The following is a 15,546-nucleotide window of genomic DNA, read 5'->3' on the forward strand; positions in this document are numbered from 1 at the left end:
CCCTCCGGGGCCGCCATCGTGCCGGCCCGGCGCTGCTTGTGCCACCCGGCCGCGCTCGCGCCAAGTGGCTTTGCACGGCGGCCCATCCACAATAGAATCAAAGCCATGTTCGCTCCCGGCTCAGTGCTGCTCCACGACAATCTCGCGCCCGACGGCACCAATCTGCTGTTCACGGACCCGCACGCCATCCTTGTGGCCCATACCAGCGAGGAAGCCCGAAGGGCCCTGGCGGAACTGGAACGAGCCAAGCAGCAGGGCTTCTGGGCCGCGGGGTTTCTGAGCTATGAGCTCGGATTTTTGTTTGAAGAGCGCCTCGAGCCTCTTCTGCCCGAGCGCTCGCCTTTTCCCCTGCTTTGGCTTGGCCTCTACAGCGCGCCCCAACGCTTGTCCGCCGGGGAAGTAGACCAACGCCTCGACAGCGCCATACCCGGGCAGGGCGCAGAAGCCCTCGACCTCGTCCCCAGCCGCCCCTTTGCCGATTACGCCCCCGGCTTTGGGCAAGTGCAGCAATGGATCGGCGCCGGCGACACCTATCAGGTCAACCTCACCTTCAAGGCCCGCTTCCGCCTTGAAGGCCACCCCGCCGCGCTTTATCGCGATCTCGCGCGCAAGCAGCAGGTTGCCTATGGCGCGCTCATCAACACCGGCGAGCACTGGATCTTGTCGCGCTCGCCCGAACTTTTTGTCGCCAGCACCGGCGGCACGCTGTCCGCTCGCCCGATGAAGGGCACGCGGCGGCGCGCCGGCACCATTGCACAGGACGAAGCGGGTCGCGCGGCCCTCGCCGCCGATCCCAAGAACCGCGCCGAAAACCTGATGATCGTTGATCTCCTGCGCAACGATCTGTCCCGCATCAGCGCCGTGGGCTCGGTCGAGGTCACCGACCTCTTTTCCGTGCAAACCCTGCGCACCCTCCACACCATGACCTCGGGCATCACCGCGCAGCGCTTGCCTGATGTGTCCACCACCCAGCTCCTCGCCCAGCTCTTTCCCTGCGGCTCCATCACCGGGGCGCCAAAACTGCGGGCCATGGAAATCATCGCCGCGGTGGAGGCCGAACCGCGCGGGCTTTACACCGGCTCGATCGGCTATTTCGCCCCCAACGGAGACCTCACGCTCAACGTCGCCATCCGCACCGCCGTGATCGACGGGGAGGGACAGGGGGAAATCGGCATCGGCGGGGGCGTCGTCGCCGACTCGGCGGCCGAGGACGAATATGAGGAAGCACTGCTGAAAATGGCTTTTCTTGCGGACAAGAGCCCACCCATCTGCCTGATCGAAACCCTGCGTTGGACCAACATCACGAGCTTTTGGCTGCTCGAGCGCCATCTCGATCGCATCGCCGCTTCTGCGCAATATTTCAACATGCCGTTCGACCGGTACGCCGCCACAAGCCTTCTCACCAAAACCGCTGCCGGCTGGAGCGAGCCGGCCATGCGAGTGCGCCTTACTCTCGAGCAGGTGGCGGGGCTCGGCCTTTCCGCCACCCCGTTGCCGGCCAACCCAGCGCTGTTCCGCTTCGCGGTTGCTGAGGAGCGGCTCGATTCCGGCTCGCTCTGGCTGGCGCATAAAACCACCAACCGCGCTTTTTACGACGAGCCGCGCCAGCGCGCCGCGGCCGCGCTTGGCGTCGATGAAATCGTCTTTCTCAACGAGCGCGGCGAGCTGACAGAAGGCTCCATCACCTCGCTGTTCCTGCGGCGGGGCGGCGTGCTCCTCACCCCGCCGCTCGAGGCCGGCTTGCTGCCCGGCACCTTGCGTGCTGAACTGCTCGCAACCGGCGCAGCCAGGGAGGCGCGCCTGACCCTTGATGACCTGGCAAGCGCCAACGCCATTTATCTCGGCAATTCCGTGCGCGGCTTGCTCCGCGCCAGCTGGATTCACCGCCCAAGCAAGGATGCGACATGACCTTCGACATCACCCCGCATGACGTTCTGATCGTGGTGGATGTGCAAAATGATTTCCTGCCCGGCGGCAGCCTTGCCGTGCCCAGCGGTGACGAAATTGTGCCGCTGATCAACCAGCTGGCCCGCCGCTTTACCCATGTGGTGCTGACCCAGGACTGGCACCCCGCCGATCACATCTCCTTTGCCAGCCAGCATCCCGGCACCCAACCCTTCCAAACCATCGAGCTGCCCTATGGCACCCAGGTTCTGTGGCCCGACCATTGCGTTTGGGACACCCATGGGGCGCAGATTTCGGCCGATCTCGATATTCCCCATGCGCAGCTGACCATCCGCAAAGGTTATAACCGCGGCGTCGATTCCTATTCCGGCTTCCAGGAAGCCGACCGCCGCACCCGCACCGGCCTTGGCGGCTATCTCGCCGAACGGCGTCTCGCCAAGATCTATGTTGCGGGTCTCGCCACCGATTTCTGCGTCGCCTGGACCGCGCTCGATGCCGCCGAGGCTGGCCTCGATGTCAGCGTGATCGAAGACGCCAGCCGCGCCATCGACAGCAATGGTTCACTGCAACAAGCCTGGACCCAGATGGGTGCCGCCGGCATCGGCCGCCTGATGAGCAGGGATATTTTGGGGTAACGGGCCCTCACCATCCCTACAAACAAAAATCCCCGCCAAAGCGGGGATTTTCCAGAACCGTACCTGAACACTCAGGCTGATTTATCAACCGTTTCGGCGCCTTCTGCGGCGCGTGGGCCACCCTTGGCCACACCAACCATCGCCGGGCGCAGCACGCGATCGCCGATGGCAAAGCCGGTCTGCACTACCTGCACCACCGTCCCTTCGGGATGGCTGGGATCGGGCACTTCAAACATCGCCTGGTGCTTGTGCGGATCGAACTTCTGCCCTTCGGCTTCGATCGGCTTGACGCCATGCTTGGCCAGCAGGCGCTGCATTTCGCGCTCGGTCATCTCGATGCCCTCGATCAGGGACTTGGTCGTGGCATCGCCCGATTCGCGCGCTTCGGGCGGCAGCACCATCAGCGCCCGGCTCAGTGCATCGGTGGCCGAGAGCATGTCGCGGGCAAACCCCGAAATGGCATAGGAGCGCGTATCGGCAATATCGCGTTCCATGCGCTTGCGCAGGTTTTCCATTTCCGCTGCCGTGCGCAGCACCCGGTCCTTGAGCTCGGCATTCTCGGCGCGCAAGGCTTCCACGGGATCCACTTCGCTTTCCGGTACGGGCGTTTCGATCTCGAATTCTTCGCTGGGCGAGGTGTTTTCGTCGCTCATAAGGGCAAGCTTTCGCATTGGGAATGAATTTGCCCCCGATATCGGTCAATGCACCGGCTTTTTCAACCCTCCCTAGCCGCGCCCCTTGCGCGCCATCATCGAGGTGATGACATTGGCCGTATAGTCCACCACCGGCACGATACGGGCATAATTGAGCCGCGTCGGCCCGATAACCCCAAGCACGCCCACCACCTTGTCATTGGCGTCCTTGTAGGGGCTCAGGATCACCGAAGATCCCGAAAGGGAAAACAACTTGTTTTCCGAGCCGATAAAGATGCGCACGCCCTGGGCGTTTTCCGCATCTCCCAAGAGTTCCAGCAACCCGTCTTTACTTTCGAGTTCGTCGAATAGCTGGCGCATGCGAGCCATGTCTTCGGACGCCATGGTGTCATTCAACAGATTAGCCCGGCCCCGCACGATCACCGTGGGCTGCGCCGCCGGCGATGGCTGGCTCAGTGTCGCGATCCCGGAATCAACCAGCTTTTGGGTCAGCTCGTCCAGTTCCGCCCGCTGCTCGGCGCGCTGCTCGCCCAGGGCCTTGCGCGCTTCCGCAATGGTGCGCCCCACCACATGATGGGCAAGGTAATTGCTGGCCTGTTGCAGCGCACTGGCGGTCAGGCCCGGGGGCAGGGGCAGGATGCGGTTTTCCACCTGCCCGTCCTCCCCCACCAGGATCGCCATCGCGCGAGCTTGGTCGAGCCGGACAAATTCGATGTGCTTGAGCACCATATCGGCTTTGGTCGCGATCACCACGCCCGCGCCCTGGCTTAGCCCCGACAGCAACTGGCTCGCCTCGGCGAGGAGGTCCTCCACCTGCCCGCCTTGCGCGGTTTCGGCAATGTGCTGGGCAATGCGGCTGCGTTCGCGCTCGTCGACGGCACCCACTTCCAGCATCGCATCAACGAAAAAGCGCAGGCCCTCCTGGGTCGGCGCGCGCCCGGCCGAAACATGGGGTGCGGCAATCAGCCCGAGATCCTCGAGATCGGCCATCACATTGCGCACCGAAGCGGGCGACAGGCCCAGTTGCAGCATGCGGCTGAGATCACGCGAACCCACCGGCTGGCCCGTGTCGAGATAGCGCTCCACGATGCGCCGGAAGATATCCTGGCTGCGCGTATTGAGGACGGCGAGAAAGTCTTCGGGTGGCTTGACCATCATATTCGTTCAAATTGTCGGCTTTAACCCTCCCCATTCATTTAGGGGCATTGCGGCCATTCGCCAAGCCAGCCTGGCTTGTGAGGACCTGCAGAGAGGGTTAAGAGGCGGTTAACTGTTTTTTACTGCCAAGGTGATTGCCTATGCGCCCTTCCGGACGCGAACCCAACCAGATGCGCGCGATTTCCATCGAGCGCAATGTTTCGCTGAAAGCCGAGGGATCCTGCCTTGTCTCGTTCGGCGACACCAAGGTTTTGGTGACCGCTTCGGTGGAAACCAATCTGCCCGGCTGGCTGCGCAACAAGGGCCAGGGCTGGGTCACTGCCGAATACGGCATGCTGCCCCGCGCCACCGGCTCGCGCACCCGCCGCGAAGCGACCGCCGGCAAGCAATCGGGCCGCACCCAGGAAATCCAGCGCCTGATCGGCCGCTCGCTGCGCGCCGTGGTGGATCTTCCCATGCTGGGCGAAAACCAGGTCACCCTCGATTGCGACGTGCTCGAAGCCGATGGCGGCACCCGCACCGCCGCGATCACCGGTGCCTATGTTGCCCTGGCCGATGCCATCCGCTGGATGGACGAGCGCAAGCTCACCCGCGGCCCGGCCTTGCGCGATTCCGTGGCCGCCGTGTCCTGTGGCATCTATCGCGGCACCCCCGTGCTCGATCTCGATTATCTCGAGGACGTGGAAGCCCATACCGATGCTAATTTCGTCATGACCGGCTCAGGCAAGTTCGTGGAAATCCAGGGCACTGCCGAGCAGGCCCCCTTCAGCCGCGACGAACTCGACCAGCTCATGGGCCTGGCCGAAACCGGCATCGCCGAACTCACCCGCCTTCAAACAGCAGCACTGCAAGCATGAACCTGTTTTTCCGCAAGAAAAGCGGCGCCGCCACGACTGCCCCCCAGGCGAGCGGCCGCAGCACGCCCGGCACCAATTGCCCCATCTGGCATGATGTGGCGCGCGCCCTTGATCAACCCGCCCGCGCCTCGGCCGGGCGCAGCAAGGCCCGGCAAGGATCCCCCAAATGAGCGCCATTCCCCGTCTTCGCGCTGGTGACCGCCTCGTGCTGGCGTCGCACAATGCGGGCAAGCTGGCCGAGTTTCGGGAATTGTTTGCCCCCTTCGGGCTCGAGCTGATCTCGGCCGCGCAGCTTGATCTGCCTGAGCCCGATGAAACCGGCACCACCTTTGCCGAAAACGCCCGCATCAAGGCCCATGCCGCCGCGAGTGCCGCCAATATGCTGGCCCTGTCCGACGATTCCGGCCTGTGCGTTGATGCGCTGGGCGGCGATCCCGGCGTCTACACCGCCAATTGGGCCGGCCCTAATCGCGATTTCAATCACGGCATGAAGCGCGTCGAGGATGCCCTCCAGGCTGCCAATGCCACAACGCCAGCCCAGCGCCACGGCTCCTTCCGCGCCACGCTTTGCCTCGCCCATCCCGATGGCCGCGACGCCCTCTACGAAGGCCGCATCGATGGCACCCTGGTCTGGCCGCCGCGTGGCGATGTCGGCTTCGGCTTTGATCCCGTCTTCATGCCCGAAGGCTTCGACGTCACCTTTGGCGAAATGCCCTCGAGCGTCAAACATGGCTGGGCTCCGGGGCAGGAGGGTCTCTCCCACCGCGCCCGCGCCTTCGCCAAATTCGTCGAGGGCCAAATTGAGCAGGCCTGATCGCGTGCCCGCCAATCGCTGCCACGCCACCAACCCACATGAGGGGGCTGCCGCATGAGCCGTAACGACCTCTTTGGCGTTTATGTGCACTGGCCCTTTTGCGCGGCCAAGTGCCCCTACTGCGATTTCAATTCCCATGTGCATCGCGGCCCGCTCGATGAGCAGGCCTTTGTCGCCGCCTATCAGCGCGAGATTGCCCATACCGCCAGCCTCACTCCGGGCCGGGTCGTGCAGTCGATCTTTTTTGGCGGCGGCACGCCCTCGCTGATGAGCCCTTGGGCCGTGGAAACCATTCTCGACACCATCGCCGCCCATTGGACGGTCGAACAACGCGCCGAGATCACGCTCGAAGCCAATCCCACCAGCGTCGAGGTTGATCGCTTCAAGGGTTTTCGTTCCGCCGGCATCAACCGTGTCTCGCTCGGCGTGCAGTCCCTGCGGGACAAGCCGCTGGCGGACCTCGGCCGCCGCCACACCGTCGATGAAGCCATCGCTGCCGTGCGCATCGCCCAGTCGATCTTTGATCGCTCGAGCTTTGATCTGATCTATGCCCGCCCGGGTCAAACCCTCGAGGATTGGGAGGACGAACTCAAGGAAGGCCTCTGGCTCGCGCGTGGCCATATCTCGCTCTATCAGCTCACCATCGAGCAGGGCACGCGCTATTTCGACCTGCATCGCGCCGGAAAGCTCATCATGCCCGATGAGGATCTGTCCGCCGATTTCTACGAGTTGACCCAGGAACTCACGGCCTCCGCCGGCCTGCCGGCCTATGAGATTTCCAACCACGCCCGCCCCGGTCAGGAAAGCCAGCACAACATGCTCTATTGGCGCTATGGCGAATATGCCGGCATCGGCCCAGGCGCCCATGGGCGCCTCCTGATCAACAACCAGCGCCACGCCACCGCCGCCGAAAAGCTGCCCTTCAAATGGCAGGAAAAGGTGCTGGCGCAGGGCCATGGCCTCGTCACCGACGATGTGTTGACCTGGGAAGAGCAGGGCGACGAATTCCTCGTCATGGGCCTGCGCCTCAAGGAAGGCATCTCGCCCCAGCGCTTCACCGCGCTGTCCGGCCGTCGCATCAGCCAGCGCCAGATCGAGGATCTCAAGGGCTACGGCTTTGTGGAAACCCTCCCAAACGGCAATATCCGCGTCACTGACCGTGGTTGGCCGGTGCTCGACGCCGTCGTTGCCGATCTCGCCGCTTAGCGATTGGGTGGCGCGCGCCTGCGTGCTAGCCTTGCGCCCATGAGTTCAGAGTTCTTCATCGCCGGCACCAAGCTCGAGGCCCCTCCCTTGGCGCCCGGCCTTTACGTCGTTGCCACCCCCATCGGCAATCTGCGTGACATCACCATCCGCGCCCTTGAAACCCTTGCCGCCGCGTCCGCCGTGCTCTGCGAAGACACCCGCATGTCGGCGCGCCTGCTCGATCACTACGGCATCAAGACCCGCCGCGTGGCGCTGCACGAACACAATGAGCGCGCCAAGGCCGACGACATCGTCGCGCGCATCGCCGCCGGGGAAGCCCTGGCGCTGATTTCCGACGCCGGCACGCCCTTGCTTTCCGATCCCGGCTTCCCGCTGATCCGCGCGCTGGCCGCCGCCGATCTGCCGGTCTTCGCCGTCCCCGGCGCCTCAGCACTTCTTTCCGCTCTTGTCGTCGCGGGCCTGCCGACCGACGCCTTTGCCTTTCACGGCTTTTTGCCGGCCAAGGCGGGCGCTCGCGCCACCGCGCTTGCCGCCCTTTCGGTTTCACGTGAAACTCTGGTGTTCTACGAATCCCCGCGCCGCCTCGACGATACTTTGGCTGCTATGGCCGAAATTCTCGGTCCGGACCGGCAAGCGGCCGTCGCCCTCGAGCTCACCAAGCGCTTCGAACGCGTGCAGCGCGGCACTCTGGCCGAACTCGCTGAGAGCTTCGCCGAAGGCGATACCAAGGGCGAAGCCGTTATCGTTGTCGCCGGCGCGGCCGAAGCTGCGGCCCCCGACGCGGCCGATTGGCAGGCCGCGCTCCTTGCCGAAATGGCCGACCAGCCCCTCCGCGCCGCGGTTGACGCTGTCACCGCCCGCTTTGGGCTAAAGCGCAAGGAGGTCTATGATGCCGCCCTCGCCCTTAAAGCCACCGACTGAACCCAGCCGCGCCCGCCAGCGCGCCAACCGCGGGGGCGAACGCGCTGAAGCCCTGGCCGCGCTCTTTCTCCAGCTCAAGCTCTACCGCATTCTTGCCCGCCGCCACAAAACCCCGCTTGGCGAAATCGACTTGATCGCCCAGCGTTGGGGCACCACGGTCTTTGTTGAGGTCAAGGCGCGTGCTTCAGAGCCCAGGAAGGCGAGGCGCTCACCCAGGTGAACCAGGCCCGCATCAGCCGCGCCGCCCACTACTGGCTCTCGCGCCACCCCGCCTATGCCCAAGCCAATCTGCGCTTTGACGTGATTTTCCTTGCGCCCTGGGCTTGGCCGCGCCATCACATCAACGCTTTCGACGCTTCCTAGGACCTCTGCATGTCACTCAAGATCGCCGTCCAGATGGACCCCATTGCCAGCATCAATCCCGCCGGCGACTCCACCTTTGCCATGATGCTCGAAGCTCAGGCGCGCGGCCATGCGCTGGTATATTATACACCCGACACGCTCGGCCTGCGCGGCACCACCGTTTCCGCCCTCGCCGCACCGGTCGAGGTCTTCGACAAGCCCAAGGGCGAGCACTTTAAGCTGGGGGCGTTCACGCGCATCGATCTGGGCGAGCAGGATGTGATCCTGATGCGCCAGGATCCGCCCTTCGACATGAACTACACCACCATCACCCATATTCTCGAGCGGCTGCACCCGAAAACCTTCGTGGTCAATCCGCCCGCTGCGGTGCGCAATGCGCCCGAAAAGATCCTCGTCACCGATTTTCCCAAGCTGATGCCGCCCACCCTAGTGACGCGCGATCGCGAGATGATCCGCGCCTTCCGCCAGGAGCATGGCAACATCATCCTCAAGCCCCTTTACGGCAATGGCGGCGCCGGTGTCTTCTTCCTTCAGGAGGGCGACCATAACCTCGCCTCCCTGATCGAGCTGTTTGAGCTCAGCTTCCGCGAACCCTTCATGGTGCAGAAATACCTGCCCGATGTCCGCAAGGGCGACAAGCGCATCATCCTCATCGATGGCGAGCCCGTCGCAGGCCTCAACCGCATTCCCGCCGAAGGGGAATCGCGCTCCAACATGCATGTGGGCGGCCGCCCGGAACTGTCCGAACTCACCGCCCGCGAGCGCGAGATCTGCGCTGCCATCGGCTCCGCGCTCAAGGAGCGCGATATGATCTTTGTCGGTATCGACGTGATCGGCGACTACCTCACCGAGATCAATGTCACCTCGCCCACCGGCATTCGCGAGATCAAGCGCTTTGGCGGTCCCGATATTGCGGTGATGATCCTTGATGCCATCGAACGGCGCCGCCGCTGACCGTGCCGCTTAACTTAAGGGCGGTGTGCTGATGCCGGTCGATACCTATCTGCTGGCGGTTACCACGTTTTTTGCCACTATCGGCCCCGCCGATCTGGCCGTGGTGTTCCTGGCGCTCACGCGCGACACCTCCTCGCCCGAGCGGCGCCGCCTGGCGCTTCGCGGGGTGCTGATCGGCGGATTGATCCTGCTCTTCTTCGCGCTCTTCGGCGAACCCCTCCTTGCGCTCTTCGGCATTACCTTGCCGGCACTGCGCACGGCCGGCGGCGTGCTGCTGCTCCTCATCGCCATCGACATGGTGTTCGCTCGCTCATCTGGCGGCACCTCCACCACCACCGAGGAAGATATCGAGGCGCGCGACCGCGCCGATATCTCGGTGTTCCCTCTCGCCACCCCGCTCATTGCGGGACCGGGGGCGATCAGCGCCGTGATCCTGCTCATCGCTGGCTCGGAAGGCGATTACGTCAAGGACGCCGCGGTGATCGCGGGCCTGCTCACCATCTTGCTGCTGACCTATGTGATGCTGCGTCTCGCTATCCCCATCCAGCGCTTGCTGGGTGTCACCGGCGCCCATGTGGTGTCACGCGTGGTCGGCGTGCTGCTGTCGGCTTTGGCGGTGCAGTTCATCTTTGATGGCATTGCCTCGAGCGGCATCTTCCGCCCCTTGGCCAGCTAATCCCGCGGCGCCCATTCGTTGAGCGCTCGCGCTCGCGGCGCCCCTTCGTTGAGCGCTCGCGCCCGCGGCGCCGATTCAGGCGCTCGCGCTTCTGGTCCTGTGACAGCCCTCAACAACAAAAAAGCGACCGGCCTTGTGCCAGTCGCTCATTCGCATTTGCTCGGCATGCTTACTTCTTGCCGGTATTGCCGGTGCTGCCGCTACCAAGGCCCGTGATCGGCTTTGCTGTTTCCAGCTTGTCCTTTTTGGGCTTCTTGGCTTCCTTGTTGCTGCGCATCTGACCTTTAGCCATGGCTGTTCTCCTCTGCGCCGGGCTGAGCCCGGAAGACGGGCTGGAATCTAGTCCTCGCCACCGCGGCTGACAAGTGACGGCGCCCTATTTGTAGACGCGGCACCGGCCAGTCGGGGCAAGGGCGGCAAATGAGCGTGGATCGCAGCCCGTCATCAGGAAATTGATCCAGTCATTCCGATCACCGTAAAAGGCGTTGCGGTCCACTTCACCTCGGATGCCGGGCACGACGCCAGTCTGCGTCCACTGCCAGAACGTCCAGCCGCGGTTACGATAGCGCTCATGCGGTTCGGCAGCCGTGGAGCGCAACCAGAACGCATTGGGGAAGTACTCCCCATCCAGCACGTCGCGGTGGAAGTTCATGTCGGTATAGATGATGGGCAGCTTGCCGGTATGGGCTTCCATTGCCGCTAGCATCACCCGGATCTTTTCCAGCGCATCGGCCCGCGATGGCTTGACCTTGCACGAGGAATGATTGTTCCACTCCAGATCCAGAACGGGCGGCAGCGCGTCGGGATCATTGGGCACATTGGCGATGAACCACTGCGCCTGCTCGGAGGCGAGCGAACACCAGGTCATGAAGTGGTAGGCGCCGCGTGGCATGCCCGCATCGCGTGCGGCCGCCCAGTTCCGGCGGAAGTTCGGATCGATGTAATCCTTTCCTTCCGTAGCCTTCATGAACACAAAGGCGATGCCCGAGCGCAGCGCCGTCGAAAAGTCGATATGGGATTGGTAGCGCGCCACATCGATCCCCTGGATCGGCATTTTGCGCGCTCGGTCCACTCCGGCATGGGGCCGGTTGTCCCCGTCGATCGGGCCATAAAGTCCACCGCCGCTCGCGCAGGCGGCAAGCAGCACCACCATTGCCGCCATTGCGGCGCCCTTGAGCATGGAAGAAAAACGGCGCGCGCAGACTGGGGGCATGAATATACTCGTGTACGACCAGGCGAGCCTTTCATTCAACATGGCGCGGTTAAGGGAAGCTTGCGTTAACTCCAATCCGCCGCCTCGTGGTTAACCCCTATTTAATGTTCGCTGAATGTTCTTGTTGGAGCGGCAGTGCTCTGCTAGCCTCCTCCTGTGCTGGGGGAATGGCGTACATGGTAACCCGGGTTGCGACCGTGGCTTTTCAGGGCATCGAGGCGGTGCCGGTCGATGTCCAGGTGCAGATTGCGCCAGGCCTGCCCAAGTTTCTCATGGTCGGTTTGCCCGATAAGGCGGTCAAGGAGTCGAGCGAACGCGTTTATGCCGCGCTGCTCGCCTCGGGCCTCAGCCTGCCGCCCAAGCGCATCACCGTTAATCTCGCTCCCGCCGACCTGCCCAAGGAAGGCAGCCATTATGATTTGCCTATCGCCCTGGGGCTGATGGCCGCGATCGGCGCCATTCCGCAGGATGCGCTGGAAGGTTTCCTTGCCCTGGGCGAACTGGGGCTCGATGGCCGCCTCGCTCCCGTAAATGGCATCCTCCCTGCTGCTATTGCCGCCGGTGCCCGCGACCTTGGCATCATCTGCCCCGAAGCCTGCGGCCCCGAAGCCGCTTGGGCCGGGGAAGACGTCGACATCGTCGCCGCCGAAAGCCTCTTGGCCTTGGTGAATCACCTGACCGGTCATCAGCGCGCCCCGCGGCCACTGCCGCGCAAGCACCTCACCAATGGCGGCCTGCCAGATTTGAGCGAAGTGCGCGGGCAACTCGTCGCCCGCCGCGCCCTCGAAGTCGCCGCTGCCGGTGGCCACAATCTCCTGATGATCGGCCCGCCCGGCGCCGGCAAGTCCATGCTCGCGGCCCGTCTGCCTTCCATCCTGCCGCCGCTCAATCCGCGCGAACTGCTCGATATCTCGATGATCCAGTCCATCGCGGGCGAACTGGCCGGCGGCGCCATTTCCGATCGCCGCCCCTTCCGCGCGCCCCACCATTCCGCGTCCATGGCGGCGCTAGTCGGCGGTGGCCTGCGCGTTCGTCCCGGTGAAGTCAGCCTTGCCCATAATGGCGTGCTGTTTCTCGACGAACTCGCCGAATTCGCGCCCCAGGTTCTCGATTCCTTGCGCCAGCCGCTTGAAGCGGGCGAAACCGTCATCGCCCGCGCCAATGCCCGCGTGTCCTATCCCTCGCGCGTCCAGCTGATTGCGGCGATGAACCCCTGCAAATGCGGTCTCGCCGGTACGCCCGGCCACACCTGCAAGCGCGGCGCCGCCTGCGCCAATGACTATCAGGCCCGCGTGTCCGGCCCCTTTCTTGACCGCATCGATATCCGCATCGACGTGCCCGCCGTCAGCGCCGCCGATCTTATTGCCCCCGCCGAACCCGCCGAAGCCTCCAGCGTCGTCGCCCAACGCGTCGAGCGCGCCCGCGAGCGGCAACGCCAGCGCTTCCTCGAACACGGCGCGCCTGGCATCTACACCAATGCGGCTGCCGGCCCCACCCTGATCGAAACCGTGGTCAACCCCGATAGCGACAGCCGCAAGCTCCTGCTCCAGGCCGCCGAGCGCTTCAACCTTTCCGCCCGCGCTTACCACCGCGTCCTCAAGGTTGCGCGCACCCTTGCCGACCTCGCCGGCGTCGACCGCGTCGCCCGCCCTCACATCGCCGAAGCCCTGAGCTACCGCGTCAACTTGGCCGCAGCGTAAGTCGCGCTGATATTTGGTTAACTGCATCGCGGCTATGGCTAGGGCAAAGGGGAGCCTCAATGCCCAGCGATCAACCGGGAAGGTCGCCCACCAAACGCCCGCCCGCCCGAAAACCGCAGACAAAAACGGCGAGCCGTCAATCGAAGCGGCTGCCTCCCGCCCCTCCGCCAAAGCCAGCGCCTGGGCTCAGAACCGTTGCCGCCATCCTGCTGACCGCCTTGGTTGCCTTGGCGCTCGCCCGGGCCGCACTCCCCGTCTGGTCAGCGGCGGTTTATTTCGCCGCGAGCGCCCTGTCTTTTCACCTCTACCACAAGGACAAGCTGGCCGCTCAAGCCGGTGAGTGGCGGGTCAGCGAAGGCGCCCTCCATGCCATTGATCTGTGCGGCGGCATAATCGGTGGCCTCGTGGCGCAGCAGCGGTTCCGCCATAAAACCCGCAAGCCGAGCTTCGTTCTGGCGACAGCGGGCATTGCCCTGCTGCATCTGCTGGCTCTGGCAGCTTTGGCGCTTGGGCTTGTAGCACCGCGTGGAGGGGCGAGCCTGTTGCCCTAGTGTTCCCACTTGGCTTGCCATTCGGGATAATGCTCTTCCCAGAGCGCCTGCCATTCGCGCACCAGCGCCGCCCGCCGCCGGCCATAGCGCTCCTCGGTGAGCTCGAGCGCCAAAATCCGGTCGGTGCGGAAATTGCGGAATGCATCGCGCAGGCAGCACCAGGCCGCGACCGTCTGCTTGCCCTCGAAAAACGCCACCTGCACCGGCCAGATCACCCGCTCGGTGCGCTGGCCCGCTTCATCGGCATAGCTGATCCGCAGCGCCTTTTCGCAGCGCATCGCCATGCGCACGTCCCCAAGAATGGGCAGGGGCTCGCGCTCGCGCCAGAGCGCCACGGGCCACAGGCCCGTATCATTGATGCGGTCGCGCAAGTCCTCGGGCGAGGCAGTGGCGATTTTCGCCAGCGCGTTCTTGGCCGCGAGGCCCAGCCCGTCATCGGGCTGCGCCTGCACCCAGCGCGCGCCCAGCACCAGCGCTTCCAGCTCCTCGGGCGTGAACATCAGCGGGGGCAGGAAAAATCCGGGTTTTAGCATATAGCCGATCCCCGCTTCTCCCGCGATCGGCGCGCCCAGCCCGATAAGGGTCTGCACATCGCGATACAGCGTACGCACCGAAACGCCCTGCTCCTCGGCGAGCGCCGCAGCCGTAACCGGCCGGCGGTGCCGGCGCAGCGCATCCATGATCGAAAACAACCGCTCGGTCTTGTCCAGCTTGTGTTCTCCATCCCCGGCCCTCCCGCCTGCTGCGGAAAGGATGTTGCGCTTTGGCCCTGACAGCGCCTGTCAGGACGCCGCGACCTCTTGGTCGTCGGCCCCGCCGCGACCTCCTGGTCGTCGCCCCGCGGCGGGCCCTTGCTCGTCCGCTCCCGGCGAGCCCTTGCTCGTCCGCCCTGTTTATCGCCTAGCCGATCTCGATCTCGCACCAATGCCGGTATGGCTTGTCGGGCCCATGGATGATCGAGGGGAAATGCGGGTTGTGCAAGGCATCGGGGAACATCTGGTCCTCGAGGCAAAACCCGGAATGCTTGGGATAGCGGCGACCGTTCAACCCGGGCACCGCCACATTGGTCATCACCCCGTTATAGAACTGCAGGCCCGGCCGGTCGCTCCATAATTGGAGTGTAAGCGCCCCGTCTGGCCCGCGCACGGTCGCGATCGGGTCGGCGAGATCGCGGCCGGTGTCGAGCACGAGATTGATGTCATAGTCGATCGGCGCGCCCGCTTCATCGCGCAACGTGCGCCCCGCGCGCAGGTCATATTGCGTGCCGCGCGAGGGCAGGATGGCGCCGGTGGGGCACAGATCGGGGCCCAGCTGCGTATAGGCGCTCGAGGGGATCTGCACCCAATGGTCCAGCACCAGCGGGTCGGTGCCCAAATTCCAGTACTGGTGCTGCACGAGGCTGATCGGCGTGCGCCGGTCGGTTGTTGCCTCGAACTCGGTGCGCAGCCGGTTGCCCACCAGCCGATAGGTCACGGCAAAATCCACATTGCCCGGATACCCCATCGCCCCGTCGGGGCTATGGAGGGTAAACCGCACGCTGTTGCCGGCACTGTCGACCTCGCCGGCCCAGACCTGGCGCCCCAGCCCTTCGGGGCCGCCATGCAGGTGAATATTGCCCTCATTGACCGGCAGGTCGTAGTGCTGCCCGTCCAGGTCGAATGATGCGCCCACGATCCGGTTGGCCACCCGCCCCGTGATCGCGCCGAAATGCGGACTATGCTCGGGATAGGGCTCGAAGCTGTCGAACCCCAGCGCCACCGAGCGCAGGCCCCCCGCCACCCGCACCCGCCAGTCGCGCACCGCCGCGCCATAGCCGATAATGTCGATCTCGACCCCCGTATCGCTGCGCAGATGATATTGATCCACGCGCTTGCCGTTGAACTGGCCGAATTCGCTAACTGCTATGCTCATGCGCCTCTCCCCTTTTGCGCCCTGCTTTA

The 15,546-nt window shown here is 64.5% G+C and carries 17 protein-coding genes and 1 pseudogene; 12 read left to right on the forward strand and 6 right to left on the reverse strand.

What is annotated here, in order from left to right; genetic code table 11:
* Positions 1 to 105: 105 nt before the first annotated feature.
* Together pabB and pncA are read left to right on the forward strand one after the other, a co-directional pair.
* Positions 106 to 1,908: an aminodeoxychorismate synthase component I gene (pabB, locus tag ELX51_RS19165; protein ID WP_127754994.1), complete on the forward strand. Its 1,803-nt coding sequence runs from the start codon at positions 106 to 108 to the stop codon at positions 1,906 to 1,908.
* A complete protein-coding gene (gene pncA / locus ELX51_RS19170) occupies positions 1,905 to 2,540 on the forward strand; it encodes a bifunctional nicotinamidase/pyrazinamidase (protein ID WP_127754995.1) in 636 nt (211 codons plus the stop codon). Before pabB ends, pncA begins: the two co-directional genes overlap by 4 nt.
* Before the next feature lie 71 nt (positions 2,541 to 2,611).
* Here the strand turns inward: pncA and grpE are convergent, their stop codons facing one another.
* Complete coding sequence (gene grpE / locus ELX51_RS19175; RefSeq protein ID WP_127754996.1) at positions 2,612 to 3,193, reverse strand: nucleotide exchange factor GrpE; 582 nt, start codon at positions 3,191 to 3,193, stop codon at positions 2,612 to 2,614.
* Positions 3,194 to 3,265: 72 nt separating this feature from the next.
* Positions 3,266 to 4,351 (reverse strand): heat-inducible transcriptional repressor HrcA, encoded by a 1,086-nt coding sequence (gene hrcA, locus ELX51_RS19180; protein ID WP_127754997.1) that lies wholly within the window; start codon positions 4,349 to 4,351, stop codon positions 3,266 to 3,268.
* Between the two features lie 140 nt (positions 4,352 to 4,491).
* Here hrcA and rph point away from each other — a divergent pair, with 140 nt between their 5' ends.
* The 8 genes and pseudogenes from rph (at position 4,492) to ELX51_RS19215 (ending at position 10,142) form a co-directional block, all read left to right on the forward strand.
* A complete protein-coding gene (rph, locus tag ELX51_RS19185; protein WP_127754998.1) occupies positions 4,492 to 5,208 on the forward strand; it encodes a ribonuclease PH in 717 nt (238 codons plus the stop codon).
* Positions 5,205 to 5,378, forward strand: coding sequence for a hypothetical protein (locus ELX51_RS20110; RefSeq protein ID WP_164854928.1), 174 nt, complete (start codon positions 5,205 to 5,207; stop codon positions 5,376 to 5,378). Before rph ends, ELX51_RS20110 begins: the two co-directional genes overlap by 4 nt.
* A complete protein-coding gene (locus tag ELX51_RS19190) occupies positions 5,375 to 6,022 on the forward strand; it encodes a non-canonical purine NTP pyrophosphatase (protein WP_127754999.1) in 648 nt (215 codons plus the stop codon). The genes ELX51_RS20110 and ELX51_RS19190 overlap by 4 nt, the downstream gene beginning before the upstream one ends.
* Before the next feature lie 54 nt (positions 6,023 to 6,076).
* Positions 6,077 to 7,228 carry a radical SAM family heme chaperone HemW gene (gene hemW / locus ELX51_RS19195; protein ID WP_127755000.1) on the forward strand — a complete coding sequence of 384 codons (1,152 nt, stop codon included), beginning with the start codon at positions 6,077 to 6,079 and terminating at the stop codon, positions 7,226 to 7,228.
* Between the two features lie 39 nt (positions 7,229 to 7,267).
* Complete coding sequence (gene rsmI / locus ELX51_RS19200; RefSeq protein ID WP_127755001.1) at positions 7,268 to 8,149, forward strand: 16S rRNA (cytidine(1402)-2'-O)-methyltransferase; 882 nt, start codon at positions 7,268 to 7,270, stop codon at positions 8,147 to 8,149.
* A pseudogene (locus tag ELX51_RS19205) lies at positions 8,118 to 8,512 on the forward strand (YraN family protein). The gene rsmI and the pseudogene ELX51_RS19205 overlap by 32 nt, the downstream one beginning before the upstream one ends.
* A 9-nt stretch (positions 8,513 to 8,521) precedes the next feature.
* Positions 8,522 to 9,466 (forward strand): glutathione synthase, encoded by a 945-nt coding sequence (gene gshB / locus ELX51_RS19210; protein WP_127755002.1) that lies wholly within the window; start codon positions 8,522 to 8,524, stop codon positions 9,464 to 9,466.
* A 31-nt stretch (positions 9,467 to 9,497) separates the two neighbouring features.
* Positions 9,498 to 10,142 (forward strand): MarC family protein, encoded by a 645-nt coding sequence (locus ELX51_RS19215; RefSeq protein WP_127755003.1) that lies wholly within the window; start codon positions 9,498 to 9,500, stop codon positions 10,140 to 10,142.
* 169 nt (positions 10,143 to 10,311) lie between these two features.
* Here the strand turns inward: ELX51_RS19215 and ELX51_RS20465 are convergent, their stop codons facing one another.
* Together ELX51_RS20465 and ELX51_RS19220 are read right to left on the reverse strand one after the other, a co-directional pair.
* A complete protein-coding gene (locus ELX51_RS20465; RefSeq protein WP_282567566.1) occupies positions 10,312 to 10,434 on the reverse strand; it encodes a hypothetical protein in 123 nt (40 codons plus the stop codon).
* An 84-nt stretch (positions 10,435 to 10,518) separates the two neighbouring features.
* Complete coding sequence (locus ELX51_RS19220; RefSeq protein WP_127755004.1) at positions 10,519 to 11,355, reverse strand: GH25 family lysozyme; 837 nt, start codon at positions 11,353 to 11,355, stop codon at positions 10,519 to 10,521.
* A 176-nt stretch (positions 11,356 to 11,531) separates the two neighbouring features.
* On the opposite strand from ELX51_RS19220, the gene ELX51_RS19225 reads away from it, so the two are divergent.
* Both ELX51_RS19225 and ELX51_RS19230 read left to right on the forward strand, forming a co-directional pair.
* The gene (locus ELX51_RS19225) at positions 11,532 to 13,055 is read left to right on the forward strand and encodes a YifB family Mg chelatase-like AAA ATPase (protein ID WP_127755005.1); all 1,524 of its coding nucleotides are present in this window, start codon (positions 11,532 to 11,534) and stop codon (positions 13,053 to 13,055) included.
* 218 nt (positions 13,056 to 13,273) lie between these two features.
* Positions 13,274 to 13,606: a DUF1294 domain-containing protein gene (locus tag ELX51_RS19230; RefSeq protein ID WP_164854929.1), complete on the forward strand. Its 333-nt coding sequence runs from the start codon at positions 13,274 to 13,276 to the stop codon at positions 13,604 to 13,606.
* Here the strand turns inward: ELX51_RS19230 and ELX51_RS19235 are convergent.
* Together ELX51_RS19235 and ELX51_RS19240 are read right to left on the reverse strand one after the other, a co-directional pair.
* Positions 13,603 to 14,298 carry a YafY family protein gene (locus tag ELX51_RS19235; protein ID WP_348983125.1) on the reverse strand — a complete coding sequence of 232 codons (696 nt, stop codon included), beginning with the start codon at positions 14,296 to 14,298 and terminating at the stop codon, positions 13,603 to 13,605. The two genes, ELX51_RS19230 and ELX51_RS19235, sit on opposite strands and share 4 nt — an antisense overlap.
* Positions 14,299 to 14,506: 208 nt before the next feature.
* Positions 14,507 to 15,517, reverse strand: coding sequence for an aldose epimerase family protein (locus tag ELX51_RS19240; protein WP_127755008.1), 1,011 nt, complete (start codon positions 15,515 to 15,517; stop codon positions 14,507 to 14,509).
* Positions 15,518 to 15,546: the final 29 nt, after the last annotated feature.

This window comes from Devosia sp. 1566 (assembly GCF_004005995.1).
Lineage (GTDB): Bacteria > Pseudomonadota > Alphaproteobacteria > Rhizobiales > Devosiaceae > Devosia.